The sequence below is a fragment of the Lysinibacillus sp. UBA6686 genome, assembly GCF_002455205.1.
GTDB lineage: Bacteria > Bacillota > Bacilli > Bacillales_A > Planococcaceae > Lysinibacillus > Lysinibacillus pakistanensis.
In genome coordinates, this window is sequence record NZ_DKJS01000051.1 from 46217 (window position 1) to 70227 (window position 24011).

Genomic DNA, 24011 nt, shown 5'->3' on the forward strand with positions numbered 1-24011 from the left:
TTTCATATAAAACGCCAAAAACATTCGCTAAACAGATATAATCTAAATAAGTCGATTCCCTGTATAAAAAGGAATCGACTTTCTTTAATTTGTTTTAAGTCATAATCGTAGTAAGTCGCGCTAATTATGTACTTTTCTGTATAAAACGCTTAGCACCTAGTATAGCGAGTGAGACAATGATACCCCCAATAACCATCATAATGACACAGATTAAGGCACCGAGCTCAGGCATTGATCCGTCGTAGGTTATGATTGGTGATACACCGTATTGCTGTGGTGAGATGGCAAATCTCATGATTTCTAAATATGCTAGATGAAAACCAATTGATGTCCAAAGACTCCCAGTCCATAGACGAAGTAGCTGCAAACATAATCCAAAGCATAGAATTAAAATAATATAACCGATGTTAATGGATACTCCTGGGGTTAATCCCACAAGTGCTTGAATCAAGGCAACTGCAATAGTAACTAATACAAATAGTAGGGTTTGCAATAAAACTGAAAGCCAAGTGGCGAATCGATAACGTAAGACATCATATAATAATCCTCGTAATCCCAATTCCTCCGGCAAAGCTTCATAAAAGAAAGCAAAAGTAATATTGATCAGTAACGGACCATACCACTGATTAGGGGCATGCCAGTCTTCAATGATTAGCCATCCTTGATAACCAGCAATTATGATACCCAATGAAGCCAGGGCAATTGCCAAGAAAACCCCAGTAAAAAAGTGATACAGCCTTTTCCATGAATATACCGGGGTACTGGGTTTATTACCAGTCATTCGATAGACATGCTGATATAAATACAAAACAATAGGAACGACCAGCCCACTCATCACAAGACCCTTTATAAAATTTTGAAAATCCCTTGATGCATCAAACAACTGCGCAGAAATTTCACCTGAAAGAGAAGCTAGGGATAGACTAACAACTAACGTTAACCATCCTATTAATAAAAGTTTTATCCATTTCATAAATAAATTTCCTTTCCTGAGAACTTTAAAGTACATGTACTTTAAAACTTCTGTACCTCTGTTCATAACATTGTATATATACTTTATATACAATATATACATATTTCATGAATTTTGCAAGCTTGTTTTTTTGAAAGATGAAAAAACATGAGATTGTTAAAAAATCTCATGTCCCCATTTTAAAAGATCCATTCCACATTCGACTCACTGCTCTATCCGTCACTTCAATCATTCTATCCGCTACATCGACTGCTCTATCCGCCAATCCCTCAGCAATTCTATCCATCATTTCTACATACGATCGAAAAAAGGACCGCCCTCAAAAGGCATTATTCATTGCCTTTTGGGACTGTCCCTTGATTGTTAACCTTTACTTCAATACTTCCGGATGGAATCCATCTTTTTGGAAGTAATTATCATGTGACCAAATATTTAATTTTTCTTGTTCGGCTTCCTGTTGAATATCTCTGAATTCATCCTCAAACGTATTATTTGGTTTATGGATAAAACGTACTGCCGCAAGCCCTTCTTTCAATAACGATTCCTGTAATAACACATCATCCACAAAAACATAGGCTAACAGTCGATCGTAATTGTCCGTTTCTGGTCCTACATCGTAAACTGCTTCAATCTTTTTAGCGTTTTCTAACAATTTAATCGTATAGTCTTTTGCCTCTTCAGCAAAAGGCTGTGCTTCACCTTTGTTGTAATTCATTTCTGGTGTATCGACCATTAATAAGCGGATTTTTTCCTTCTGGCCATTTATTGTCGCCTGAATTGTATCGCCATCGTATGCTTTAATAAAATCGACTGTAAAACGTTTATTTCCTGTTTTTTCTTCAACCTGTTCAATGGAAATGATACCGTTTTGGTCTGTCGATGTTGCATCCTTTTCTTCAGCTGGTGATCTACCAAAAATCATATATAGTGCAACAGCTAAAATGATGGTACCACTCGTTATTAACGTTTTTATATCCTGCATCTTCATGTTATAGGTCCCTCACAACTATTCATCTTACATTACACTTTAAGGAACCTCCCTAAAGTACAACTAGCTCCACTCATTATCTCTAGGAAAGAAGAAACCCTATCAATTAAAAGTTTCACGTTGCTTCTATTGTAAAATATCAAGCTTCTACATTCAAGCTATGTAGCTGCAACAGCAACCCAATGATTTGGAGATACCTCAACAAGCTGACTATTTTCAATCTCATAGCTTGGTTGTGTTTCTTCATTTTCAGTGTCCACATATTTTTGCTTTTCGATTGCTGGGTCAGGAATTGGGATGGAGCGTAATAAAGCTTGTGTATAGGGATGTCGAGGATTTGCATAGAGCTCTTCACTTTCTGCAAGCTCGACAATTTTACCACCATACATGACCGCTACACGATCACTAATATGCTTCACCATAGACAAATCATGGGCAATAAATAAGTATGTTAAGCCCAGTCGCTGCTGTAAATCCTTTAACAAATCAACAATTTGCTTTTGTATAGAAACATCCAGAGCTGATAGTGGTTCATCACAAACGATAAAATTAGGCTCCACTGCTAAAGCTCTTGCAATACCAATACGTTGTCGTTGTCCACCTGAAAATTCATGTGGATAACGCATTGCATGTTTTTTGTTTAAGCCTACAAGCTCAAGTAATTCCTCGACACGATGTTGACGTTCTGTATTTGTTTTGACCAGCTTATGAATATCTAATGCTTCCCCAATAATATCGACGACTTTTTTTCGGGGATTTAACGAGGAATATGGATCTTGGAATATAATTTGCATATGACGCCGCATTGCCTTTAGCTGTTTCTTCGTTAATCTTGTAATGGGTATTCCTTGATATAAGACTTCTCCATATGTAGGCTGATGGAGCTGTAAAATCGTTCGTCCTGTCGTAGATTTGCCTGAGCCTGACTCGCCCACTAATCCCAATGTTTCTCCAGGGTATATATGAAATGATAAATCATTAACAGCCTTTACTGTTTGACCACGACCTAATTCAAATTCCTTTGAAAGATGTGTCACTTCAATTAATGGTTTATGTTGATTGCTACTAGTTTGCCAATTTACATTCGGTTTTGGCTGCTTTTTCTCATGAAGTTTTGGTAGAGCATTCAATAGCTTTTTTGTATATGGATGTTGAGCATTTGAAAAAATTTCCTCTGTTGTTCCCTGCTCAACAATCTCTCCCTCTTTCATGACAATCAGTCGATCACACATACCAGCCACAACGCCTAAATCATGCGTTATCAAAATAATCGAGGTACCCATTTTCTTTTGCATATTGCGCATTAATTTTAAAATTTGTGCTTGAATCGTTACATCAAGTGCTGTTGTCGGTTCATCTGCTATGAGTAAAGACGGATTGCAGGCTAATGCCATAGCAATCATGACACGTTGCCTCATCCCTCCCGAAAATTCATGTGGATATTGCTTATAACGTTCTTCGGGCTCCCGTATACCTACAAGCTTTAATAGTTCAATTGTTTGTTTATAAGCCTCAGCTTTGGACATTGACTGATGCTTGATTAAACTTTCAGCTACTTGTTCCCCAATTCGAATAGTTGGGTTTGTGGATGACATAGGATCTTGAAAAATCATGCTGATATCTTGGCCGCGGATTGCTTCCATTTGCTTTTCACTTAAAGAGGTTATTTCTTGTCCTTTAAATAAAATACTGCCTGACTTCAAAAATGAAGGGGGGGTTGGTAATAACCGCATGATTGAACGAGCCGTAACACTTTTTCCACTACCTGACTCTCCTACTATGCCGAGCGTTTCACCCTTATTTAGATGAAAGCTAACACCCTTAACTGCTTCAAATTCTGTCTCTCCTGTCAGAAAGGACACACGAAGATTGTTGATTTCTAGAAGCTTTTCACTCATTCCATCCACCCTTTTTAAATTTTGTGATTGACTTAAGTACAAGTATAATCCATACTTTACAATACTGATAGGAATTATACAATATAGACATGTCATCCCGCAATCAGTCAGCAGGACAATCAATTCTATAACGAGTCAGCAAGATGTTGCATAAACTGATCAGTAATGAAAGCTTAATTGCTTAAACCTTACTTAACTTACGTTTGGAGGAAATGCATGCATATATCAAACAATCATTCAGCAACTACAGAACATGTATTCTTTTTCGCGGTTTATCAAAAGCTCAAAACTCAAAAATTCTATAATGTGTTGCTCTTTCTTTTAAGTATCTTGGTCCATCCTATTACATACTATTTCTATCGAAAAAGAAAACAATCACAACAATACAAACAAACTTTTGAACAACGGTGGCTGTACTACGAGGAAAAAGGTTTAATGGCAAAATGGCAATCTACATTTGCAGAACAAGAATTAGCAAAGGCTACTTTCTTTCATGAAACTGTATCTGAAAAGCAAATACAGGAGACAGCTTCTAAATTAGCCCAAGCAAAAATTCAGCAATTTATTGAGCAAGAGTTATTAAAGGAAGGCATAGAGGATCTCTCCTATTTAGAGTATTTTAGTGAGCAACTAAAAAATAGAAAATTCCTGACTTTTACGTTTTTACCTGCTGCTTTATTTTATGTAGTACTCCTTTTATATGCGAATCCATTTATACAATTCATCATTGAACGAATACTACAAAGCTTCATTGTTATTGTAGGAGTGGCTACACTAGTTTTTACAATTTTGTATTTGTCTCCATTTGATCCCGCAAGAAATTTACTAGGGGTCGAGGCAACGGCTGAGCAAATTGCAAATTTCAACCGTATTCACGGCTTAGATCAACCTTATTTCTCTCAGTTGTGGAATGCTTTATCTGGTCTATTCACCTTCGATTTAGGTACTTCCTTTGCAGGGAAAGAAGACATTACTCATAGTATTGCAAATAAATTTCCTATCACACTTGAAATTGCTGTCCTATCATTGTTAATGGCTATTGCTATTGCCATTCCGGTTGGCATTATTTCAGCGGTTCGTCCAAATTCCTATTTGGATTATACATTTATGTTCATCGCTTTAATCGGATTATCCATTCCAAGCTTCTGGCAGGGCTTGATCTTTATTTTGACGTTCGCGCTAAAGCTACAGTGGTTACCAGCTACGTATAATCCGCAAAGCTGGTTATCTCTAATTATGCCAGTAATTGTTTTGGGTACATCCATTACTGCTTCTATTGCCCGTATGACCAGATCGAGCATGCTTGAGGTTATACATGAGGATTACATTATTACAGCAAAGGCTAAAGGTTTAAATGAATTTAAAGTCATTTCAAAGCATGCGATTCGTAATGCCATGATCCCTATTATTACAGTGATCGGGCTTCTCTTCGGCGGCATGTTGGGAGGGGCATCTGTTACAGAAAAGGTTTTTAATATTAGTGGTATTGGTAGCTATATCGTTGACAAACAGTTTATCCCCGATATCCCAGCGATTCTAGGTGGGGTCGTATACATTGCTATTACAATTTCGATTGTTAACCTTTTCATCGATATTCTGTACGCATTTTTCGATCCACGCATCCGCTCAAAAATGAAGAAGTCTTAAAGGGGGAGCATCTTTGAAAAACAACTTACATGTCAAACTACTCTTGAAGATTACACAGGAATATGTCAATGCTCATTTTACATTTGTCTTTTCCTTCCTGTTCTCTTTATTGTTTCTAGCTTATAGCTATAATTTCTCTAGCCAAAGCTGGCGCCCAATTGTATGTGCCTTTTTTATAATTTATGCGATTACCACCGCTTATGTCGGTTTTCTTACCGTTCGAATCAAACATAATTTAGCAAAGTTGGGAGATATCCCAAAAAGCACTCGTCTCCTTGGATATCCTTTATTTTTAACAGTAGCTACGGGCAATATTTTCTCAGCGTCATTTGCTTTTATGCTTGTGTCTAAGAAAAAGACAGTTGAATATACCTTTGCTGCGTATGCATTTATTACACAACTATTCATCATAGGTATTTCAGCACTAAACCTGTTTAAGCCGTATGTGACTGATACCTTTTTACTAGCAATGGGGCTTTTCCTATGCCTTGCACTCTTTTATATTGTAATGCTAATTTTATGTACCAAATTTGTTACACCAAAATCTGCTCCAAAATGGATGCTGTTGCCTGGTATATTGTTATTATTTGCGACTTTTACTGGCAATCTTTTTGCCACATTACTAGGTTATTGCCTTATTCAAAAGGCACGAAAGACAAATCCATCATCCATAGAAAAATGGCAAAGCATTTGGGAAAAGATTTTGCGTAATACAATGGCCGTTTTCGGGTTATTTTTCATAGTTTTAATGTTTTCATTATCTGTCACAAGCTCGTGGACATTCGACTATGATTTGGCTACCGAAAATAACTACGGGGCTTTGTTACAAACACCGTCACTGGAATACCCACTAGGCACTGATAATTATGGTAGAGATTTATTTTCTCGTATTATTTTCGGTGCACAAATATCGTTGATTGTTGGCTTTTTCTCAACCATTATTCCAGCACTTATTGGAGGAGTGCTTGGAGCGTTTTCAGGTTTTTATGGCAAAGCCACAGACAACATCATCATGCGTAGCCTTGATATTTTATATGCGATTCCTGGTATTTTACTAGCTATTGCAATAATTGCTGCGTTTGGAGCCAATACGGTTAATTTAATCATTGCTCTTAGTGTTGGAGCTATTCCTACATACGCTCGTACAATGCGGGCGAATGTTATGCAACTCGCTAATTTTGAATTTGTAGAATCAGCTAGAGCATTAGGTGCTTCTGATGCTGCAATCATCTTTAAGCATATCGTCCCTAATTCATTAGCACCAATGATTGTTAAAGCCACACTAACAATTGGTGGAGCTGTAATTTCAACAAGTAGTCTAAGCTTTTTAGGGCTTGGCATTGAGCCACATATCCCTGAATGGGGCAATATTTTAAAGGTTGGTAGTACGTACCTGGAAACACATTCCTATGTTGCGATTTTCCCAGGTCTTTGTATTATGCTGCTCGTTCTGTCCTTTAATTTCTTAGGGGATGGATTACGGGATGCTTTAGATCCAAAAACAAATTAAGATGGAGGTTCTTACATGAAGAGATTACTTATATTGTTATTCATAGCAGTATTAGCACTATCCGGCTGTGTTCAAACAAAAAAGGACGTTGAAGGCAGTAAAGATTCGAAAGGTAAAGGCAGTACAACAATTGAACTTTTAGGCATGTCCGCTTCTGAAGAGGATATGAATATTGTGCGAGATCAATTAGTGAAAAATGGTTTTGATGTAAAACTTAACATTCAGCCTGATTATGGTTCATTTTCTGCCCAAAAAGAGGCGGGCAATTACGATTTAGCACTTTCTAGCTGGACGACAGTTACAGGAAATCCTGATTATGCTGTACGTGGGTTATTTAAAACGGGTGGAGACTACAGTGTTGTTGCTGACTCGAAATTAGATGCTTTAATTGATGAAGCAAGTACATTAACAGGTGATGAAGCTGCAGCGAAATATAAAGAATTAGAACAGCTATTAGTTTTCGATCAGGCATATATTGCCCCTTTATATATTTCCAATAAGTACCAAGGTATTTATTCAGAATTAGTAAATCCAAAAACTGTTCATTTGCCGAAATCGCGTGCACAAGTTTGGGAAAGCATTGCATTTAATGATGCATCTAAAAATGCGACAGAACCGTTGATTTTACACCAAACACTAGATTCTTTAACATCCCTTGATCCGATTAAAGGTAATGATGGCTCCATTAATACATTGAATACTAATATGTATGTTCGACTTGTTAACTTAACGGATACAGATGAAGTCGTGTCAGATGGTTCACTATCTTATAACCATGCAATTGCTGAAGGTAACCAAGAATATTACTTCATTTTACGTGATGATATTCACTTTGCAGCTATCAAGGATGGTGCTGCCGCTGATACAGGTGAATTGGTGTCTGGGGAAGATGTTGTATTCTCCTTAAATCGTGCAAAAGATTCAACATCAGTACCAGATCATCGTACTTATAGTATCCATGAAAATATTGAATCTGTAGAAATTGTTTCAGACTTAGCTGAATTACAAAATAAAAAAGTGGCAGGATCAGATCAATCTATTTTAGATGTCCTTTCTCAAAACCTGCCTGCTTCTGTAACAAAATTAACAAAAGATAAAGGCGCTGTTAAGAATACAGCAGGTAGTTATCAGGTTTTAAAAGTTACAACACCGACACCATTCCCACAGGTGCTAAATTATTTAGCTCACCAATCTGGCGGTATTGTATCTGAGAAACAAGTATCAAGTATCAATACTTATGATGTAGCTAGCTATGATCCAGACAAGGATATCGCATATGGTGATCAAGCAACAGTAACAGAGGGTACAGCAACATATAACAATCATTTATATGCAAGCGGACCTTACATTCTTGTGAAGAAAAATGATTATGAAGCACAATTCGTGAAAAATCCTGCATACCGAGTTGGTAGTGAATATGAACCAAAAATTGCGAAAATCAATGTTCGCTTTATCGCGGATAATGATAGTGCCCTATCTGCATTACGTAATGGGGAAATCCATATACTCCAGACAGTACCAGAAACAAAACTGGATATAGTAAAGTCTGATAATAAATTAACTTTAAATACCGCTGATAGTAACGCTGTAGCATATTTACAAATGAATACATCAGGACGTGCCGTATCGGATTCAGTGGACTTACGAAAAGCGATACTTTACTCGATCAACCAGGATGAATTTATAAGCTACTATCAAGGCAATAAAAAACCCGCTGTATCTACTGTTTCAACATTAGTTAACACTGGATTAGAGCTTAAGGCTGATAGCGAAAAAGTCAAAGAATTTTTAAAAGCATATAAAGATGCAAAGTAGATTTTTCAGCTATCAACTAAATAAGCCATTTAATTAGCTCAAACCCCGTTCTAAATTTAGGACGGGGTTTGACATATAGTTCTTTAACTTTGGAGATTATCAAAATTAGCTCTCATTACTTGATTAATTTCAACTTCCATTAAGGGTATTCCTTTATGTTTAGAATGATATTGAAATATTCATACAACAATATTTTTGTTATGTTATTTCCGATATTCCCTTAAAAAAGTGTACCCTTAAATTTCTCTGGCTTTTTGACATAGCTCTCGATTATAAAACCACATTCTGTGCAAATAATATATTCAATATCTGACCCTAAACTCATCTTACCATCTGGGTACATAGTTCCATATCCACTATGCTTGCCTTTCCCCAGCTCCTTCCCACCACATTTTGGACATTCCGTGATTTTCGTAGAATTTTTCAAATTGAAGCCCTCCCCTTTATGAAACAACTATTTTTCTGATAAACCGCTATCTATAGTACGAATAACCTGTGAAATAGTTCCATTTTATACATTTGAGAGTTTCATTTTACTGCTACTAGTTCTTACTCTTCCTAAAAAACATAGCCAATTGTTGAACAGAATATCTTGCATTCTTAAAACAACTTTTTTATCCCTTTAAATAAACATACAACGTGAAATTTTCACCATACTAAAACAGAGCCTCCTCAATTAAATTTGAGAAGGCTCCTTAGTATTTCATAAACACTTGTTAAATTTCATTATGTGATTTTGGTTTTGGTCCTAGTTCCTCGGGTTCAATGTCTGCAAATGTCTCGCCCTCTTCTTCTAAATCGCGCATACGATGTGCAATACGGGATGCGGCAGATGCTGCGATGCTCCCGACCAAATCATCTAAAAACGTATTGACATGGTGCCCAGGCTCCGTGTCTAGTTTTTTGATAATACCAACTTTCTGCTTGTCTAGGTGTCCGAATGTTGTTACTGCGATGCTACCATATGTAAAAACAGATCCGAGTGCAATTGTTTCATCTACACCAAATAAGCCCTCATCGGATTCAATTATTTGCTGTAATGGTGCTGATAATAATTTTTTCTCAGCAAGTTCATCTAATTCAATGCCCACTAATAAGGCGTGTTGAACTTCACGCTTACGTAAAACCCGCTCGACAGAATGAACACAATGCTCTAATGTTAAGCCTTCATTATAGGATTTTTGCATTTCATAAACAATCTCTGCAATATCCTCCAGTGATACACCGCGACGAATGAGTGCAGCTTGAGCTGCCTTCGCTACCTCATCAGAGTGTATTCGAATACTTTTATCATGCATAACTAACCCTCATTTCGTTTTTATTGCTAGTATAGGTCTAGCCCAACCTATTATACCTTTACTTTGGTAATATGGTACAATTTTGTTACAAACACAAGAAGGAGTGTCACCATTGGATAAGGGAACTGTAGAGGATTTAAAGTTCTATAGTGAAGCATTGCAGGAGGAATTACAGCTTTATATTTATGTTCCTGCTAATTATTCACCACTTTATAAATATAACATTTTGATTGCATCTGACGGCAAAGATTACTTCCAGCTTGGAGGTATTACAAAACTTGCAGATGAACTGATTGATGACTATGAAATCGAAAATTTAATTATTGCATTCGTTCCTTATAAAGATATTAAGGATCGGCGCCACAAATATATTCCGAGTGGAGAACAGCACGAAGCCTATCTACGTTTTTTAGCCCATGAGCTTGTGCCATATTTAGATGCTGAATATGCAACTTACCAGATGGGAATGAGTCGTGCAGTAATTGGTGATTCGCTGGCTGCAACCGCTTCCTTAATGGCTGCATTAAAATATCCAAGTATTTTTGGCAAGGTCATCATGCAATCACCCTATGTAGATGAGGATGTTCTTAAGGCGGTAGAAAATTTTAAAGATCCTGGGGCAATCTCTATCTATCACATTATTGGTAAGGGAGAAGATAAGGTTGTAACGATGGACAAAACTATAAAAGATTTTTTAACACCTAATCGTCAACTGCATAACCTCTTGCTTAGCAAAGGGTTTTCTACATTTTATGATGAATTTGAAGGCAATCATACGTGGAAATACTGGAAGCCTGATTTAAGACGTGCATTGATAGAAAATTTCAATTAATCTTAGGCGATTCAAATTACGAAAAGGAAAATTTCTGTTATACTTAAATAGAAAAATTGTTTATTTTCGGGAGGTAATGGACTATGAAGTACGGTATTGTGGCATTTCCATCAAAAAAATTGCAAGATTTAGCGAACACTTATCGCAAACGTTACGATCCTCATTATGCGCAAATTACTCCGCATATGACATTAAAAGACAGCTTTGATGCTACGGAAGAAGATATTCAATCCATCGTAAAGCAATTAGATGAGCTTACTGCCAATTATGCACCTTTAAACATTCATGCATCACGCATAAGTTCGTTTTTCCCAACAACCAATGCGATTTATTTCCGCATTGAACCAACTGAACAATTAGTAGCATTCAACCAAGCCATACAAGAAAAAGTACCATTTGGTGAACCGAAGCATGTCTTTGTACCACATATTACAATTGCACAAAAAATGACGGACTCTGAGCACGATGATATTTTTGGACAATTACGTATGACGGGCGTTGATGAAAAAGATACGATTGACCGCATTCATTTACTTTATCAATTAGAAGACGGCTCATGGACAACTTATGAAACATTCCGATTGACTGGAGCTGAGTAAGTTTTGTACAACGTTAAGATAGTGGAGACAAAGGAAGAACATGATGATGCGTTTGCAGTGCGCAAAAAAGTTTTTGTAGAAGAACAAGGTGTTCCGCTTCATCTTGAATGTGATGCGGAGGATGCAACTGCAACGCATTTCATTATGTATGAGGGCAACAAACCTGTTGGTGCTGCACGTTTACGTAGTATCGAAAATGAAGCTGCTAAAATTGAACGTGTTTGCATTTTGCAAGACCAACGTGGAAAAAAACTTGGTGCTTTAATTATGAAGGAAATGGAGAAACACGCCATTTCCATGAATAAACAAAAATTAAAGCTTCATGCCCAGAGCTATGCTATCCCTTTTTATGAGAAGCTTGGCTACACAGTTACTTCACCTGAATTTATGGATGCTGGCATTCCGCATCGTGCTATGGAAAAAGAAATTTAACAAATGGGTGTTACGATAATGCCTTGGCATATCGTAACACCCTTATTTGTCTACAAATATTTCTTTGATTAATAGTACATTCATCTTATTTCATCATTCTAGTAATTTTATCTAAATCTAGTGAAGCTCCATCTTGAATAATAGATTGTACTAATTTATCCTCTAGCTCTTGAGTTATTTGTCTATTGGACACCTTAGCTACACGTCTTACGATTTTTCTTACTTGTTTTTCACTTTTAAAATCAGCATGTTGAATAGCGTTTGCTAATGCGAAAATTTCCTCCATTGATACTCCTGTTTTTTGTTCAATTGAATTAAAAAACGAGCGATTCATGTTTCCCCTCCTATCATTAAAATCAGTTTAGTTTCTACTATTGTATGCATGTCAAAGCAACTAGTGAAGGCTTTAACTTATTTTAAAAATTCCAAAGAAAAGTTAAAGCCCTTTATCTAATGCAACATTAATTTACGAAAGTAGCGCCTACGATAATTAACAGGATGAAAAGAACAACAATTAGAACAAATGTTGAACTATTGCCACCGCCATAGCCTCCATAGCAATAGCCACCATAGTCATTGCCTCCGCAATAATTATTGTTCCAGCTACCAACATTACCTCCATATGGTTGAGCGCACCAGCCTTGATATCCCATAAAAGCAACCCTCCCTTCTACAACCTATAATATGTTTTCGGTGTAGAAATGGGAGGGTTATTCGTCTAGTCGATATTTCCTTTTGGTTTAAAAATTAATGCTCCAATAAAGCCAAAAACGATAGCTGCACTGATACCCGAACTGGTTACTTCAAACATACCCGTTAATACACCTACAAGCCCATGTTTTTCTGCCTCTGCAATTGCCCCATGTGTTAATGAGTTTCCAAAGGATGTAATTGGCACAGTAGCTCCAGCTCCAGCAAAATCAATAAGGGGTTCATACAATCCCATACCGTCTAGTATAGCGCCCACCACAACTAATGTACTTAACGTATGAGCAGGTGTTAGTTTACCAACATCCATCATTAATTGACCAATAGCACAAATAATACCTCCGACAATAAATGCAAACACAAATGTCATTACCATAGTTTTTGCCTCATTTCATTGTAATTTCAACTGCATGTGCCGTACATGGGATTGTTTCACCTTGCTGAAATGAAAGTGGAGAAAGTAATGCCCCTGTTGCGACAAGAAGCACTCGCTTATAGGCACCCGCTCGCATTTGTTGGATAACATAACTAAAAAAAACAGCAGCCGAACAGCCTGCACCACTTGCACCAGATTGGAATGATTCATCCTGTCCGTAAAACTCTGCACCTGCATCACGTAATATCGTGAGTTCTTCATTTTTTATGCCACTATCTACAAGCATTCCCTTTAATAGCTTCAAGCCAAGCTGACCTAAATCGCCTGTTAAAATTAGATCATAATTATACATTTTTTGATTACGCTGCTCTAAATGAGATTGGATTGTTTGGAAAGCAGCTGGCGCCATTGCTGCACCCATATGAAAAGGATCATCCATCCCATAATCAATAGATTTTCCGACAGTTGCTGCCTCTATAGAAGGGTACTCCTCACGGTGCTTACCAATTAGGGCATACCCTGCAGCTGTTACTGTCCATTGTGCAGTTTGAGGTTTTTGGGAGCCATAATTAATGGGATAACGGAATTGCCTCTCTATAGCATTATGCTGACTCGATGCACCTGCTAATGATAAATTAGCTGCACCGACCTCTGTTAAAAGACTCGCTATAATCACTGAAGAAATGGAGGTCGCACATGCAGAAAATAACCCAACAAAGGGGATGGCTAAATCTCTAGCCGCAAAATTGGTTGGTGTCATTTGATTGACTAAATCACCACCCATTAAATAATCAATATCTGGATTCTGCACCCCCGCTTTTTTTATGGCAAATTCACAGGCCTCCTCCACCATTTTTCGGTGTCCCTGTTCATTGGTTTTCATTTCCCATCGCTCATCATCATAAATTGCATCAAAATATTGGCTAAATATGCTTCGTTTCTCAAGTGGACCTGCTACAACACCACCTGTTATTAAGGATGGCTTCGACTGAAAAACAATTACCATGAAACCACTCCAATCGTCACTAAAATATATTTAATAAGTGCAACAAAAAAGGCAGATACTACACCAAATAACACGACAGATCCAGCCAATTTAAATATATTCCCACCAACACCAAGTACTAACCCTTCGGATCGATGCTCAATAGCTGCCGATATAACAGCATTACCAAAACCTGTGACAGGCACAGCAGATCCTGCACCAGCAAATTGACCAATTCTTTTATATAAGCCAAAGCCTGTTAAAATCATGGCAAAAAAGACCATTGTAGCAACTGTAGGATTTCCTGCTGTTGCTTCCGTAAAATTAAAGAAAATGATGTAAAACAATGACACAGCTTGACCAATTGTACAAATGAGACCTCCGACAAAAAATGCCTTAACAACATTCTTTAAAATGGGTGGCTTTGGTGTAACATTTTGTTCAAGTTGCTTATATTGCTCTTTTTCCACTTATGTCTCCTCCTTTGCAAGTTTTTTCAGTTCAGTGATTTTATCGCTAAGTATATTATTTTCAACTTTATCCTTTTTTATTTTATTGGCTTCATAATAAATTTTATAATCAGCTGAAACGAAAACTTCTTTATTTGGGAATTTTTTATCAAATTTCTTTTGTAATTTTTTCTCTAATTTAGTCTTTCTCCACTTATCCCATGGTTTAATTTGAACTGCTACAAGCATACTATCGTCATATTGAATAACCGTTGTTTTTTCCACATAATCTTCTTTTAAAATGGATTCAACATCTTTTTTGTTTTCTGACGAACCGTAGATAACGAATTTTTCTTTTTCACCACAACCACTTAATAGTGACAAACTGACTAATAGAGGTACCATTAATCCGAGTAGCTTCAAGTCTCTCCCTCCTTTTGTTTAAAGTTTCTCCATACATAAAAAAACTATTCATTTGCCGATACATACAAAAGCCCGTGTCCATTTTTCATAAGGACATATTGTAGAAGTAGTAACGAGGAAAGGAGGTGACAATATGGGTTGTGGTAAGCCAACAAATCCTATTGGACCAATCCATTCAGCAGGCTGCGTTTGTGACGTAGTTCGCGCTATATTAGATATTCAAAATCAAGCGGTGAGAGAAGAGTGTCAACCATGTACAGCTAACTGCTTCTTAGAACCACTTGGAGGCATTGTAAGTCCTGCACGCTCTCATGCAGATACACGTGTATTCATGTTAATTACAAAAGATGGTACTCCTTTTAAAGCATTCTTTAATTCTCCAACAGCAGATCCATGTATTTGTACATCTGTCTTCTTCCGTGTAGAAGATATGTTTGATGAGTGCTGTGCTACATTACGTGTGTTAGAGCCTTTATGTTCTTTTGACTCTAGCGAAAGTACAGTAGATTTATTAAGCCGGGATGGCTGCTGTGTCAACATGAAAAAAATCTGTAAAGTAGATGATTGGAATTCTACTGAGAGCTGTATTACTGTAGATTTATCTTGCTTCTGCGCAGTACAATGTATCGCTGATGTTGACTTAGGGATATGTGACTAAATCTTTTCTCCTTTGACACACTACACATAAAAAAGTGTACAGCATCCTCTGCTGTACACTTTTTTCATAGGGTTGGCAATTTTCTTCCTCGCCAAAATATTTGATCAATATCCTCAAAATAAATAATTTCTTGTGTCTTCAATTCTAAAGAAGTAAGCTTTAATGAATCGATCTGTACCTCTGACGCTGAACCGCTTAATTTTCTACCATCTTTTAAACAAATTAATAATGGCTGATACGCTTTTTGTCGAAATGGTTTTTCTAAAAATTGAAGTTGCTTTAGTAAATAGGGATCTATTTGGACTTCTTCAATCACTTCTTCTTTTTCTTCCACAGGCTGCACAGTAAAATAGCCATCCCTTACATACACAGATGTACTTTCTTCCAAATCGAGTTCATGCAACACCTTAGAAATATTTAGGAAATATGATGGTGATTTTATAAATAAGCGTGGTTCACGATCCACATTACTCACTTCCCTTTTTTTCATACAATATGCAAAGGTGAGTGATTTGGTTCTTAGCCTATTTGACTTAATAATGCTGTTGCCAAACCTAAGTAAATTAAAATACTTGTAATATCATTTAATGTTGTTATAAAAGGACCTGATGCAACGGCTGGATCAATTTTCAAGCGATGCATTAGAAGTGGAATAAAAGAGCCTGCAAGTGTTGCTACTAAAATTGAACCACATAACGCTGCCCCTACCAACATTCCTAATAAGAGCTCTTGCTTCCAAATATAGATAATGCCAATAACAATCAAACCGCATACGACCCCAGACATTAAGCCTGTGCCTGCCTCACGTGCTAACAATTTTAGCTTACTATGTTCTTCTACATCACCTGTTGCGATCCCTCGTATTGCTACTGCTAAAGCCTGTGTACCACTATTTCCAGAAGTACCTGAAATAAGTGGAATAAACACTGCAAGTAACGCAACCTTTTCTAATGTTGCTTCAAATTGCCCCATTAAGTTTGCTGTAAGCATACCTAAGAAAAGTAGTATCACAAGCCATGGCAAGCGTTTCTTTGCAGCCTGTAAGGAAGTCGTATCGAATTTATCCATATCGGAAATACCCGCTAATTTCGAGTAATCCTCTGAAGCTTCTTCATCGATAACATCAATAATATCATCGACTGTGATAATGCCAAGTAATACGCCCTTATCATTAATAACTGGCGTTGCTAAGAAATTATAATCCTTCATAATTTGAGCAACTTCTTCCTGGTCATCTCCTGCATGCACCATCACAACACGTTCATTCATAATAGAGCGTATTAACGTATCCTCATCTGCAATAATTAAGTCACGAAGGGAAATAACGCCTGTTAAACGATGCGCCTCATCGACAACAAATATATAATAAATAGTCTCTGCATCTGGCGCCTCTTTCCTTAGGATGGTCATAGCTGAACGAACTGTCGAGTTTTCTGGAATTGCAACATACTCTGTTGTCATGATTGAACCGGCTGTATATTCATCATAGCTAAGAAGCTCATTAATCTCTTCAGCCGTTTCCTCATCCATCATGCCTAAATAGCTTTCACGTTGCTCTGTATCTAACTCATTTAATACGTCTGCCGCATCATCTGCATACATATGTGAAAGCATTTCAGCACCGTAAGAAGGTTCCATCTCTGCTAGATATGCAGTATATTCATCATCATCTATTTCAATTGCCTCAAAAATATCAGCCATTTCAGTCGGAGCCAAGAATGAATAGATGATCTTCCTTATATCAGGTTCCACCTTCTCATAAAACGTTGCCTGATCATATGGATGAAGCTCTAAAAACTCTTCACGGAATGCATCAATATCATGTGCTTCCAGCATTTCTCGTAAATGTGCTTCGTCGAATTGCACATCATCCTTTTCATTTCTTTCCTCTATCATGCTTGTCCCCTCCTTCCGAGCATTTAATCTTTAATAGGTTGCCGCAAATCTACCTTCTATATAATAGAGTGTATGATGCCTTTTCTGCAAACCCTTTTTTTATTTCAAACAATTGAAACTAATCTTAAGCGAAAACTTCAATTCCGGTTTATAGAAGATTCTATCTTACTATACCCTACAATGATTATAATTTCTGTAAACATAACGTTAAAAAAATTATTCACTGTATCGTTCACTTTCTCGCTACAGTAAAACGATAAGGAGATGCCCGATTGCGCGAACATCTCCTTGATTATTTAACATGTTTCAGCAATAGTTTTCACTGAAAATAATTGACACTATGACTGATTATGGTCAAGCCAAGGAGTCAGGAATTAATCGTTGCATATCTTCATTTAATGCACTTGTAAAGTGAAGACTTTCTCCTGTCAACGGGTGGAGCATAGCTAAGGAGACACAATGTAGAGCTTGTCTATTTAACTGTTCTCGACTACCACCATAAAGTTCGTCCCCAATAAGTGGATGTCCTAGATAGGCCATATGCACCCTTATTTGATGTGTACGACCCGTGTGAAGCTTTAATCTTATATGAGTCATGGGCCTATTATTAAAATTAAAACGCTGTAAAACGGTCAAGTCTGTATGAGCAAATTGACCATCCTCACGAACCTCTCGTTCAATAATACTTGTATCCTTCCGTCCGATAGGCATAATAATGGATTGTATATCCTGACCAACATGTCCATGCACAATTGCTTCATATTGACGGGAAATTTCCCCACTGCGCTGTGCAAGTCCTGTTAAATGATGAATATGAGCATGTTTAGCAATGCATAGTAAACCAGAGGTGTCACGGTCAAGCCTCGTCACAATATGAGCAGTAGATGCTAGACCTTGTTGTTGAAAGTAACCGCATACTAGATTGGCTATGCTGTTAGAAGGATGCTCCCTTGAGGGAATGGTACTTTGATAGGCTGGTTTATTAAGGACTAAAATAGCATCGTCCTCATAAACAATGGAAAGATTACCATATTCAACACCTAGACCTTCACTTTTCTCTTCAGGAGGAAACTTCACCTCAACCTGATCGCCAATGTGTAAGATATGTCTGACATTGCATTCCACTTTATTGACAGTTAATAAGCCACCATCAAATTTAATGGCTGTTAACGCTCGCTTTGAGATTCGCCACTCTTGTAAGGCTTCCCGCAATATTTGCCCTTCCTTTTCTGCAATAAAACGTAGCGTAAATCTTGTATCCATCTTATTCATTTGCGACAAATGATTCGTGCACTCGCTCCCAGAATGGGAATGGACGAAAACGGGCAAAGCGGACACGTTCATTTGCTACATTAAAGGCAATTGACTTCACATCGCCTTGTGTGACTTGCAAATGATCCACAGTCATATTAAAGTTTTGATCATTAACAGGACGTAATATACAGTGATGATGCGCTGGTAGGATTAACGGTGAACCAACTGTACGGAAAACGCGATTATTAATGGATGCAATTTCTGTGATTTGTAGTGCCGCTAGTGTTGGGTGGATAATAGCTCCTCCAAGGGCTTTATTATAGGCAGTACTACCAGAAGGCGTTGATACACAAAGGCCATCTCCACGGAAACGTTCAAATTGATTACCATTTAACTCTACATCCATTACCAATGTGACATCAGGTGATTTTACTGTTGCTTCATTCAATGCTAAATACGTATTGGATTCCGCATTATGATGCTCTACTTTTACTTCTAATAGAGGATACTCCACTACATTAAAATCCTTTTTGGCAATAGAGAGAACAAGCTTTTCTAATTCAGATGGCTTCCAGTCAGCATAAAAACCTAAATGCCCTGTATGGATACCCACAAATGCAACTTGATCTAATAAATGTGAGTAGCGATGAAAAGCATGTAATAACGTACCGTCCCCACCAATAGAAACAACAATTTCTGGTGATTCCTCCTCATATGTTAGGCCAAAATCCTGTAAATATGTTTTGGCTAGCTCCATTAATTCGTTCGATTGTGCATCTCTACGTGATTGAATGGAAAATTTCATTGTATGTCACGCTCCTTCTCAGATAGTAAATTAGGATTCGATGCTTCTTTGTATTCACTAAAGTAAGCCTGTGCTTCCTGAATCTCACTGCGGATGGATGACATTTCCTCATCTAAACGGAAAGCGGCCTCTGCAGCACTTTGAAGACGATTTTTTATTTCCTCTGGGAACATCCCTTTATATTTATAATTTAATGAATGCTCAATAGATGCCCAGAAATTCATGGCTAGTGTTCGTATTTGAATTTCAGCCAAAACTACTTTTTTCCCCTGAATCGTCTCTACAGGATACTCTACAATCATATGATAGGAACGATACCCACTTGGTTTATTATGTGTAATATAGTCGCGCTCTTCTACTACACGCATATCTTTACGTTGGCGTATAAGTTCCGTCACTGTCGAAATATCATCTACAAATTGACACATAATTCGAAGGCCAGCAATATCTCCCAGCTCATCGCCTAATTGTTTAGAGGGCTCAAAGGCTAGTCCTTTTTCTAATGTTTTGTCATATATACTAGCTAAAGGCTTTACACGTCCAGTGACAAATTCAATTGGTGAATTTGCATTGACAATGCCAAACTGGGAACGCATACCCTTTAACTTCACTTTTAATTCATCTACTGCTTGTTTATAAGGACTTAAAAATATTTCCCATTGTCCCATCGCAAAAACCTCCCGACATTCGGTATCGAACAAAACCAACACCGTCTGTTCGTTTTGTCTTTTTATTCAGCGAGAATTGTCTTAAAGTGTTGCTCCACTGCTTGGACAAATTCTGCTCCATAATTGTAATTTCCTTCAATATTATACACGAGCATTTCTAATTCATCGTAGAAATTTGTAAGCTCAATCACTTTTTCACCTAGCTGTAGCTTTGGATTTTGCTTTTTTTGTAAAATATGTACAAGATTCTCCCAACTACTCGGTGGAAAACGCAAGTAATGATAGTCCTCTCCTGCATCAAGTAAATAAATAAATGCAAAGTCATCAGAATCTGCTATCAATTGTGCAGCAGGTTTTAACTGTAAATTTTCTTCATTGTCGTTTAAACTAAAATGAAGATGATCGTTTTCAAAATTCAATGTTTCAATTGTATAAATTTTACGCACATGCGGTTCCCCTTTTCGTCGTACTCTTCCTCTTATTTTATCATACAGGGTAAATAGTTGCAGTGTGTAAATGTTAAATCAAGAAATAATACTTTGTTCAAAATAGCTATGTTAAGCAGCAATTTGATTCAAATTAAATTGCCCTATGAACAAAACTAGAAAAATAAAAATAGATAGGTGAACAAAAATGGCACAACAACTTGAAATTGAATTTAAAAACCTTTTGACAAAGCAACAATATGAGCATTTACTACAAGAATTTCACATTCAAGAAAATGCTATTCATCGTCAAACTAATCATTATTTCGACACGCCCTCTCAAGCGATAAAAAATAGACAAAGCGGGCTACGAATTAGACAAATTGACAATTATTTTGAGTGTACGTTAAAGGAAAAAAGTGCGGCACACACACACATAGAAACAACGGATGTGTTAACTGCTGAGCAAGCTCAACTAACGATAGAGGGTAAAGGTTTTTATGCACACGAAGTAGCAAAAAGACTTGCTCAATATCATATTTCCCTTGATGAACTAGCCGTTTTTGGATCATTGACAACTGATCGTGTTGAAATACCGTATAAAGACGGTCTTCTAGTTTTTGATCATTCTTTCTATTTGCAGTGTGACGATTATGAGGTAGAATATGAATCAAAAGATGCAACAAAAGGAAATGTGATTTTCGACGAATTTCTACAGCAATATCAAATTGAAAAAAAAGCTTCAGATAAGAAAATCGCACGCTTTATGAAGGCTTTACAAGCAGAAAAAAATAATACGAATAGCTAAACTAATATCAACAGGAAAGGGTGACCAATTTCTTGGATATCCAGTCAATTAAAACGTTACTTGAAATTCAAGCATTGCAAACACTAGGAGCGACAGAAAACACATCTTCCAACTCTGTAACAGACAGTAGCTCGATGTTCTCTAATATGATTGGCGAATTGCTTGGAGATGCTACGACGGCTAGTCATGCAAAACTTTCTAGTCTACTTGGATTAAATGGTTCCTCTGCACTTCAAAATAACGTATCTGAAAACGCACAAGCCTTATTATATAAGGGCTCTAACGCCGTTTTCGTACCTCCCTATGTGCAAGCAGCATTAGCAAGCTCACAATCTAGTACAAAGCTTGATTCATATGTTTCAGATGATGTGATCGGTTCAACAGCGTATGCTAATTCATTATCAGGAGCAAATCAATATTCTTCAATCATTGAGAAGGCAGCAGCAACGTATAATGTACCTGAAAAGCTTATTGCTGCTGTTATCAAACAAGAGTCTAATTTTAATCCTTTAGCTCTAAGTCATGCAGGAGCGCAAGGCTTAATGCAATTAATGCCAAAAACAGCTCAGTATTTAGGGGTTTCAAATGCCTTTGATCCTGAGCAAAATATTATGGCTGGAGCTAAATATTTACGCCAAATGCTAGATAAATTTGATAATGATCCAACGCTTGCTTTAGCTGCTTATAATGCTGGAGCATCACGTGTTACAAAATATGGTGGTGTTCCACCTTTCAAAGAAACACAGAATTATGTCAAAAAAGTAATGAATTATTTTACAGTTTAATAGCATAATCACTGTTATTACGGTCTTTTTCAACAAATTTCACCCACGCTGGTGAAATTTGTGCTTTTCTAGCAAAAAACCTTTCGAAAGAGCGCTTTGTTTGTGTTAACGAAAAGACGTTGATAGAATGAAGGTAGTCACAAGAATTTCATATTTTCCTGATGACAAAGTATTACTTCTGCCTTGGCGATCGTACGTTGCGTTCAAACTTTCATCTCATCATCTTTAGAGTTGAGAGTCTTCTAGTGAATGAAGATACAAAAATTGTACTTTACGATATAAAGAATTAAAGGAGCATTTAACTTATGACTCGAAAATACACTGTTCCTTATGAGGAGCTGGGAGCTGAAAAACTGTCAGAACTTATTCATGCGTTCTATAAAAGAGTTGCACAGCATCCTGATCTTATTCCAATCTTTCCGAAAGATTTGACAGAGACAGCCCGCAAACAAATTCAATTTCAAACACAGTATTTAGGTGGTCCGAATCTTTTTACTGAGGAGCATGGACATCCAATGATGCGTGCACGGCATATGAATTTTGCTATTACACCTGATCGTGCTCAAGCATGGCTTGAATGTATGTCCGAAGCAATGGATGAAGTTGGGTTGGAAGGGAAGTTCCGCGAAACTTATTATCAACGTTTAGTATTAACAGCTCATCACATGATTAATACGCCAAATGACGATGAGGGGGAATTGTTACGTGAATAATATTCAAATGCTACAAGAGCCAACTCCAGTGATTACGACTGCTAATAAGCCTATTGAATTGTATATTTTCGTAGATCCACTTTGTCCTGAAGCTTACAGTATGCATGCTATTCTTCGTAAATTACAACTTGAATACAACCACTACTTTACATGGCGCTTTGTCCTAAGCACAGAGCTTTCGTCATTAAATTGTCTAAGTAAGCGTGTAAAGGGATGTATTTCAGGTATTGAACTCGACATAAATCACCCTGTTTTGCCTTCTATCGCTATTAAAGCAGCTGAATTACAGGGCAAACGTTCAGGTGCACGCTATTTGTCGAAATTACAAGAATATGTATTACTAAGCCATGAAGATGTAAATTCCTATGCTACACTATTAAAAATTGCAGAAGATGTTCAATTAGATATGAATGAATTCACTGCAGATTTTGGTTCAAAGGAAGCTGCACGTGCCTTCCAATGCGATTTATATATAAAACGCGAAATGGAAGTAGATGAAGTGCCGAGTATTGTATTTTTTAATGAATGCATTGAAGATGAGGGGCTTAAAGTTAGCGGTAGCTATTCCTATGAAGTTTATGAACATATTTTACAAGAGATGCTAGATGAACAACTTGTACGTCAACCCTTACCAACAATAGAAGAGTTATTTTCCAAATTTCATACAATCTCAACAAATGAAGTAGCTTTTATCTACTCATTAACTGAGCAAGCAGCTGAACGTGAATTAAAGAAACGTATGCTGCAACAAAAGATTGAACGAATTCAGACAGATCACGCTACACTATGGCGTATTAAATAATGCAATTATACTATTATCATAAAGAATAGGGACTCGACATTTTTTGTTGGGTCCCTATTTTTTAATGAATATTTTTAAATATAAATAAAGAAGCGCCTCTATCCTCGACAGATAGAGACGCCTCTTTTTCACAAAGGGGATGGGAGAAATGTTCACGTTCAAACAAAGGGGTGTATGTTTGTTTTGTGATTTATTTCACAAGATTTACTTTATCATGGAATAATAAATTTAGCAATGATACCGATAGTAGATTCACAAATTTGT

General features: G+C 37.0%; 28 protein-coding genes. 11 read left to right on the forward strand and 17 right to left on the reverse strand.

Features of this window, described 5'->3' with window-relative positions:
* Positions 1-124 precede the first annotated feature (124 nt).
* The 3 genes from B2R82_RS13380 to B2R82_RS13390 form a co-directional block, all read right to left on the reverse strand.
* Positions 125-973: a CPBP family intramembrane glutamic endopeptidase gene (locus B2R82_RS13380; RefSeq protein WP_286925339.1), complete on the reverse strand. Its 849-nt coding sequence runs from the start codon at positions 971-973 to the stop codon at positions 125-127.
* A 370-nt stretch (positions 974-1343) separates the two neighbouring features.
* Positions 1344-1961: a thermonuclease family protein gene (locus B2R82_RS13385; protein ID WP_286925340.1), complete on the reverse strand. Its 618-nt coding sequence runs from the start codon at positions 1959-1961 to the stop codon at positions 1344-1346.
* A 158-nt stretch (positions 1962-2119) separates the two neighbouring features.
* The gene (locus B2R82_RS13390) at positions 2120-3859 is read right to left on the reverse strand and encodes an ABC transporter ATP-binding protein (RefSeq protein WP_286925341.1); all 1740 of its coding nucleotides are present in this window, start codon (positions 3857-3859) and stop codon (positions 2120-2122) included.
* Between the two features lie 216 nt (positions 3860-4075).
* On the opposite strand from B2R82_RS13390, the gene B2R82_RS13395 reads away from it, so the two are divergent.
* From B2R82_RS13395 to B2R82_RS13405, 3 genes are read left to right on the forward strand one after another with little or no spacing between them, the layout of a single operon-like run.
* A complete protein-coding gene (locus B2R82_RS13395) occupies positions 4076-5506 on the forward strand; it encodes an ABC transporter permease (protein ID WP_286925342.1) in 1431 nt (476 codons plus the stop codon).
* Positions 5507-5519: 13 nt separating this feature from the next.
* Positions 5520-7016: an ABC transporter permease gene (locus B2R82_RS13400; RefSeq protein WP_286925343.1), complete on the forward strand. Its 1497-nt coding sequence runs from the start codon at positions 5520-5522 to the stop codon at positions 7014-7016.
* 15 nt (positions 7017-7031) lie between these two features.
* Complete coding sequence (locus B2R82_RS13405) at positions 7032-8831, forward strand: ABC transporter substrate-binding protein (protein WP_286925345.1); 1800 nt, start codon at positions 7032-7034, stop codon at positions 8829-8831.
* 220 nt (positions 8832-9051) lie between these two features.
* Here B2R82_RS13405 and B2R82_RS13410 read toward each other — a convergent pair whose 3' ends face one another.
* Both B2R82_RS13410 and B2R82_RS13415 read right to left on the reverse strand, forming a co-directional pair.
* Positions 9052-9258 (reverse strand): transcription initiation factor TFIIIB, encoded by a 207-nt coding sequence (locus tag B2R82_RS13410; RefSeq protein WP_286925346.1) that lies wholly within the window; start codon positions 9256-9258, stop codon positions 9052-9054.
* Positions 9259-9547: 289 nt separating this feature from the next.
* Positions 9548-10129: a phosphatidylglycerophosphatase A family protein gene (locus B2R82_RS13415; RefSeq protein ID WP_283870896.1), complete on the reverse strand. Its 582-nt coding sequence runs from the start codon at positions 10127-10129 to the stop codon at positions 9548-9550.
* 112 nt (positions 10130-10241) lie between these two features.
* On the opposite strand from B2R82_RS13415, the gene B2R82_RS13420 reads away from it, so the two are divergent.
* The 3 genes from B2R82_RS13420 to B2R82_RS13430 all read left to right on the forward strand — a co-directional run bounded on the left by B2R82_RS13420 (position 10242) and on the right by B2R82_RS13430 (position 11992).
* Complete coding sequence (locus B2R82_RS13420; protein WP_286925347.1) at positions 10242-10961, forward strand: alpha/beta hydrolase; 720 nt, start codon at positions 10242-10244, stop codon at positions 10959-10961.
* An 83-nt stretch (positions 10962-11044) separates the two neighbouring features.
* On the forward strand, positions 11045-11560 hold the full coding sequence (locus tag B2R82_RS13425; RefSeq protein WP_283870894.1) for a YjcG family protein: 516 nt from the start codon (positions 11045-11047) through the stop codon (positions 11558-11560).
* A 3-nt stretch (positions 11561-11563) separates the two neighbouring features.
* Complete coding sequence (locus B2R82_RS13430) at positions 11564-11992, forward strand: GNAT family N-acetyltransferase (protein WP_286925348.1); 429 nt, start codon at positions 11564-11566, stop codon at positions 11990-11992.
* A gap of 85 nt (positions 11993-12077) precedes the next feature.
* Here B2R82_RS13430 and B2R82_RS13435 read toward each other — a convergent pair whose 3' ends face one another.
* The 6 genes from B2R82_RS13435 to B2R82_RS13460 all read right to left on the reverse strand — a co-directional run bounded on the left by B2R82_RS13435 (position 12078) and on the right by B2R82_RS13460 (position 14933).
* The gene (locus tag B2R82_RS13435; protein WP_283870892.1) at positions 12078-12326 is read right to left on the reverse strand and encodes a stage VI sporulation protein F; all 249 of its coding nucleotides are present in this window, start codon (positions 12324-12326) and stop codon (positions 12078-12080) included.
* 127 nt (positions 12327-12453) lie between these two features.
* On the reverse strand, positions 12454-12645 hold the full coding sequence (locus B2R82_RS13440) for a YjcZ family sporulation protein (protein WP_286925349.1): 192 nt from the start codon (positions 12643-12645) through the stop codon (positions 12454-12456).
* A gap of 65 nt (positions 12646-12710) precedes the next feature.
* Positions 12711-13070, reverse strand: coding sequence for a stage V sporulation protein AE (gene spoVAE, locus B2R82_RS13445; RefSeq protein WP_376781232.1), 360 nt, complete (start codon positions 13068-13070; stop codon positions 12711-12713).
* Positions 13071-13086: 16 nt separating this feature from the next.
* Positions 13087-14082 carry a stage V sporulation protein AD gene (locus tag B2R82_RS13450; RefSeq protein WP_286925350.1) on the reverse strand — a complete coding sequence of 332 codons (996 nt, stop codon included), beginning with the start codon at positions 14080-14082 and terminating at the stop codon, positions 13087-13089.
* Positions 14076-14531, reverse strand: a complete 456-nt coding sequence (spoVAC, locus tag B2R82_RS13455) for a stage V sporulation protein AC (protein WP_286925351.1) — start codon at positions 14529-14531, stop codon at positions 14076-14078. The genes B2R82_RS13450 and spoVAC overlap by 7 nt, the downstream gene beginning before the upstream one ends.
* The gene (locus B2R82_RS13460; RefSeq protein ID WP_286925352.1) at positions 14532-14933 is read right to left on the reverse strand and encodes a YhcN/YlaJ family sporulation lipoprotein; all 402 of its coding nucleotides are present in this window, start codon (positions 14931-14933) and stop codon (positions 14532-14534) included.
* Between the two features lie 133 nt (positions 14934-15066).
* Between B2R82_RS13460 and B2R82_RS13465 the strand changes: the two genes are divergently transcribed.
* Entirely contained in the window at positions 15067-15591 is a 525-nt protein-coding gene (locus tag B2R82_RS13465; RefSeq protein ID WP_286925353.1) for a CotY/CotZ family spore coat protein, read from the forward strand.
* A 64-nt stretch (positions 15592-15655) separates the two neighbouring features.
* Here B2R82_RS13465 and B2R82_RS13470 read toward each other — a convergent pair whose 3' ends face one another.
* From B2R82_RS13470 to B2R82_RS13495, 6 genes are all read right to left on the reverse strand, one after another.
* Positions 15656-16057, reverse strand: coding sequence for a hypothetical protein (locus B2R82_RS13470; protein ID WP_286925354.1), 402 nt, complete (start codon positions 16055-16057; stop codon positions 15656-15658).
* A 53-nt stretch (positions 16058-16110) separates the two neighbouring features.
* Positions 16111-17487, reverse strand: a complete 1377-nt coding sequence (mgtE, locus tag B2R82_RS13475; RefSeq protein WP_286925355.1) for a magnesium transporter — start codon at positions 17485-17487, stop codon at positions 16111-16113.
* Positions 17488-17841: 354 nt separating this feature from the next.
* Entirely contained in the window at positions 17842-18750 is a 909-nt protein-coding gene (locus B2R82_RS13480; protein WP_286925379.1) for an RluA family pseudouridine synthase, read from the reverse strand.
* Position 18751: 1 nt separating this feature from the next.
* Positions 18752-19546, reverse strand: a complete 795-nt coding sequence (locus B2R82_RS13485) for an NAD kinase (RefSeq protein ID WP_286925356.1) — start codon at positions 19544-19546, stop codon at positions 18752-18754.
* Entirely contained in the window at positions 19543-20214 is a 672-nt protein-coding gene (locus B2R82_RS13490; protein WP_286925357.1) for a GTP pyrophosphokinase, read from the reverse strand. The genes B2R82_RS13485 and B2R82_RS13490 overlap by 4 nt, the downstream gene beginning before the upstream one ends.
* 62 nt (positions 20215-20276) lie before the next feature.
* Positions 20277-20660: a hypothetical protein gene (locus B2R82_RS13495; protein WP_286925358.1), complete on the reverse strand. Its 384-nt coding sequence runs from the start codon at positions 20658-20660 to the stop codon at positions 20277-20279.
* 187 nt (positions 20661-20847) lie between these two features.
* Between B2R82_RS13495 and B2R82_RS13500 the strand changes: the two genes are divergently transcribed.
* The 4 genes from B2R82_RS13500 (at position 20848) to B2R82_RS13515 (ending at position 23747) form a co-directional block, all read left to right on the forward strand.
* Positions 20848-21447, forward strand: coding sequence for a CYTH domain-containing protein (locus tag B2R82_RS13500; RefSeq protein ID WP_286925359.1), 600 nt, complete (start codon positions 20848-20850; stop codon positions 21445-21447).
* 32 nt (positions 21448-21479) lie between these two features.
* On the forward strand, positions 21480-22232 hold the full coding sequence (locus B2R82_RS13505; protein ID WP_286925360.1) for a lytic transglycosylase domain-containing protein: 753 nt from the start codon (positions 21480-21482) through the stop codon (positions 22230-22232).
* A 305-nt stretch (positions 22233-22537) separates the two neighbouring features.
* A complete protein-coding gene (locus B2R82_RS13510) occupies positions 22538-22945 on the forward strand; it encodes a globin (RefSeq protein ID WP_054770130.1) in 408 nt (135 codons plus the stop codon).
* Entirely contained in the window at positions 22938-23747 is an 810-nt protein-coding gene (locus B2R82_RS13515; protein WP_283870881.1) for a DsbA family protein, read from the forward strand. The genes B2R82_RS13510 and B2R82_RS13515 overlap by 8 nt, the downstream gene beginning before the upstream one ends.
* Positions 23748-24011: the final 264 nt, after the last annotated feature.

What these genes read in the sequence shown, in the direction of transcription:
- spoVAE (WP_376781232.1), bottom strand. Translation starts at nt 13,070, where the DNA reads ATGACATTTGTGTTTGCATTTATTGTCGGAGGTATTATTTGTGCTATT.
- B2R82_RS13440 (WP_286925349.1), bottom strand. Translation starts at nt 12,645, where the DNA reads ATGGGATATCAAGGCTGGTGCGCTCAACCATATGGAGGTAATGTTGGT.
- B2R82_RS13415 (WP_283870896.1), bottom strand. Translation starts at nt 10,129, where the DNA reads ATGCATGATAAAAGTATTCGAATACACTCTGATGAGGTAGCGAAGGCA.
- B2R82_RS13395 (WP_286925342.1), top strand. Translation starts at nt 4,076, where the DNA reads ATGCATATATCAAACAATCATTCAGCAACTACAGAACATGTATTCTTT.
- B2R82_RS13385 (WP_286925340.1), bottom strand. Translation starts at nt 1,961, where the DNA reads ATGAAGATGCAGGATATAAAAACGTTAATAACGAGTGGTACCATCATT.
- B2R82_RS13490 (WP_286925357.1), bottom strand. Translation starts at nt 20,214, where the DNA reads ATGGGACAATGGGAAATATTTTTAAGTCCTTATAAACAAGCAGTAGAT.
- B2R82_RS13425 (WP_283870894.1), top strand. Translation starts at nt 11,045, where the DNA reads ATGAAGTACGGTATTGTGGCATTTCCATCAAAAAAATTGCAAGATTTA.
- B2R82_RS13485 (WP_286925356.1), bottom strand. Translation starts at nt 19,546, where the DNA reads ATGAAATTTTCCATTCAATCACGTAGAGATGCACAATCGAACGAATTA.
- B2R82_RS13510 (WP_054770130.1), top strand. Translation starts at nt 22,538, where the DNA reads ATGACTCGAAAATACACTGTTCCTTATGAGGAGCTGGGAGCTGAAAAA.
- mgtE (WP_286925355.1), bottom strand. Translation starts at nt 17,487, where the DNA reads ATGATAGAGGAAAGAAATGAAAAGGATGATGTGCAATTCGACGAAGCA.
- B2R82_RS13380 (WP_286925339.1), bottom strand. Translation starts at nt 973, where the DNA reads ATGAAATGGATAAAACTTTTATTAATAGGATGGTTAACGTTAGTTGTT.
- B2R82_RS13435 (WP_283870892.1), bottom strand. Translation starts at nt 12,326, where the DNA reads ATGAATCGCTCGTTTTTTAATTCAATTGAACAAAAAACAGGAGTATCA.
- B2R82_RS13500 (WP_286925359.1), top strand. Translation starts at nt 20,848, where the DNA reads ATGGCACAACAACTTGAAATTGAATTTAAAAACCTTTTGACAAAGCAA.
- B2R82_RS13465 (WP_286925353.1), top strand. Translation starts at nt 15,067, where the DNA reads ATGGGTTGTGGTAAGCCAACAAATCCTATTGGACCAATCCATTCAGCA.
- B2R82_RS13480 (WP_286925379.1), bottom strand. Translation starts at nt 18,750, where the DNA reads ATGGATACAAGATTTACGCTACGTTTTATTGCAGAAAAGGAAGGGCAA.
- B2R82_RS13450 (WP_286925350.1), bottom strand. Translation starts at nt 14,082, where the DNA reads ATGGTAATTGTTTTTCAGTCGAAGCCATCCTTAATAACAGGTGGTGTT.
- B2R82_RS13390 (WP_286925341.1), bottom strand. Translation starts at nt 3,859, where the DNA reads ATGAGTGAAAAGCTTCTAGAAATCAACAATCTTCGTGTGTCCTTTCTG.
- B2R82_RS13405 (WP_286925345.1), top strand. Translation starts at nt 7,032, where the DNA reads ATGAAGAGATTACTTATATTGTTATTCATAGCAGTATTAGCACTATCC.